Origin of the sequence: Herbaspirillum sp. B65 (genome assembly GCF_000333555.1) — a bacterium.
Classification (GTDB): Bacteria; Pseudomonadota; Gammaproteobacteria; order Burkholderiales; family Burkholderiaceae_D; genus Herbaspirillum; species Herbaspirillum rubrisubalbicans.
On sequence record NZ_BADI01001120.1, the window covers coordinates 1 to 1991 of the forward strand.

The window sequence follows — 1991 nt, forward strand, 5'->3', positions numbered from 1 at the left end:
GGCCACGCGCCCTGCCNAAGCCGACAGCAAACCCTGGCACGCCAGTTGGTGCGCGAGATTGCGCGCCGCATGAGTGCCTGAGCCACGCGGCCCGCGTCTTGCGGGCCGTGTCTTTTGTCGCCTTTAGTTTTTTGTACTCTTTCGTTTCATTTGTCTCTTTTGTACTCGACTACGCATCCATGAAGACCATCGACATCAAGATCCTCGACCCCCGCATGAAAGACCAGTTGCCGGCCTATGCCACCCCCGGCAGCGCCGGCCTGGACCTGCGGGCCTGCATCGATGCCCCGCTCACGCTGGCACCGGGTGCCACCCACCTGGTCCCGACGGGCCTGGCCATCCACCTGGCCGACCCCAACTACGCGGCGGTGATCTTGCCGCGCAGCGGCATGGGCCACAAGCATGGCATCGTGCTGGGCAACCTGGTGGGCTTGATCGATTCGGACTACCAGGGTCAGTTGATGATCTCGACATGGAACCGCGGCAGTACCGAGTTTGTCCTAAATCCCATGGAACGTCTGGCGCAGCTGGTGATCGTGCCGGTCCTGCAAGTCGGCTTCAATGTGGTGGAAGAATTCGATAGCAGCGAACGCGGCGCCGGTGGTTTCGGTAGCACAGGCAAACACTGATGGAGAACCGCATGACCGTATCCCCCCTGCCCACGTGGCAGAAACTGAAGACCCTCGCCACCCTGGCGCCACTGGCCATCCTGGCCGCCTGCGCCACGCAGGAACCCGGCCCGGCGCCGGCCACTCCGAGCAAACCGGTCACCGTGACCGCCCCACCCCCGCGCCCGGTGGTCGACAATCCCCAGCAGCAGCAATTGCGCGAACTGATCGATCAACAGGACCGCCTCTACCGCGTGGCCGCGCCGCTGCTGACCAACAATGCCCAGCTCTGCCGCGGCAATGCCCGCAACCTGCTGGGGTTCACGGCCAAGAACAAGTATTCCTTCCCGATCGAATTCGCCGACACGGCGCGCAGCCTGGGCTATGACGACCGTCTGCAGGTCACGGGCGTGCTGCCTGGCAGCGGCGCCGAACAGGCCGGCATCCAGCGTGGCGACTTCCTCATGTCGGTGGCCGGCAAGCCCATGCCGCAAGGCACCGACGCCGAACGCCAGGCGGCGGTGCTGTTAAGCCCGCTGGTGGTCAAGAAGGCGCCGATTGCCCTGGGCATACAGCGCAACGGCCAGAACAGCGTGGTCAACGTACCGCTGACCTATGCCTGCGCCTTCAGCATCGAGCTGGGCAATGCCGACAACGTCAACACCTATGCCGATGGCCGCCGCGTGCTCATTACCCGCGGGATGCTCAAATTCACCCAGTCCGATGATGAACTGGCCTACCTGATCGCCAAGGACATGGCGCACAACATCCTCGGTCACGCCATCCGCCAGCGCATGGTCTCCACCATCGCCGAAGTGATCGACAACCTGCTGCTGCCGCACCCAGACCCGACCACCACGGCCGGCACGGCCGGTATCCGTGTCTATCCGCAGGACCTGGATGCGGCTGCCGATACGCTCTCGCTGTACCTGCTGGCGCGCGCCGGCTACAACATCGACAACGTACCGGCGTTCTGGAAGCGCCTGGCGGACCAGTATCCGGCCAGCGTGCCCAATGGCTATACGGCACTGCATCCCTCCACCACCTATCGCCTGGCGATGATCGAGAAGGTGACGCAGATCGTGAAGGCCAAGCAGCAGGCGGGCAAGCCGCTGGTGCCGTAAATGCGGTGAGCTGAAGCCATTGGACGTGAAGACGGCGCGGTGCAGTTCAAGACCGCGCCGTTTTTGTTTGCTGATTGAGGGTGAAGCAATCTGCAAAACAAAGGCCACGCCGGTTTCCCGGCGTGGCCTTGTTGCTCTGGCTGATGCGACTTATTCGACTTCGAGCTTCTCTTGCGGCTCTTCCGGCGGGGACGAATCGTCGCCCTCGGGGAAGTCCAGCTTGATCTGGTCCTTGTCGTCCATCTCCACCGTCACGCGG

2 protein-coding genes are annotated in these 1991 nt (G+C 63.5%); both read left to right on the top strand.

All coding sequences use genetic code 11. The features are described from left to right. Nucleotides 1-179 precede the first annotated feature (179 nt). A complete protein-coding gene (gene dut / locus I5W_RS26570) occupies nucleotides 180-629 on the top strand; it encodes a dUTP diphosphatase (RefSeq protein ID WP_017453646.1) in 450 nt (149 codons plus the stop codon). An 11-nt stretch (nucleotides 630-640) separates the two neighbouring features. Further along, on the top strand, nucleotides 641-1732 hold the full coding sequence (locus tag I5W_RS26575; protein ID WP_252717245.1) for a M48 family metalloprotease: 1092 nt from the start codon (nucleotides 641-643) through the stop codon (nucleotides 1730-1732). Nucleotides 1733-1991: the final 259 nt, after the last annotated feature.

Excerpts from the sequence above, each read along its gene's own strand:
- dut (WP_017453646.1), top strand. The coding sequence starts at position 180 with ATGAAGACCATCGACATCAAGATCCTCGACCCCCGCATGAAAGACCAG.
- I5W_RS26575 (WP_252717245.1), top strand. The coding sequence starts at position 641 with ATGACCGTATCCCCCCTGCCCACGTGGCAGAAACTGAAGACCCTCGCC.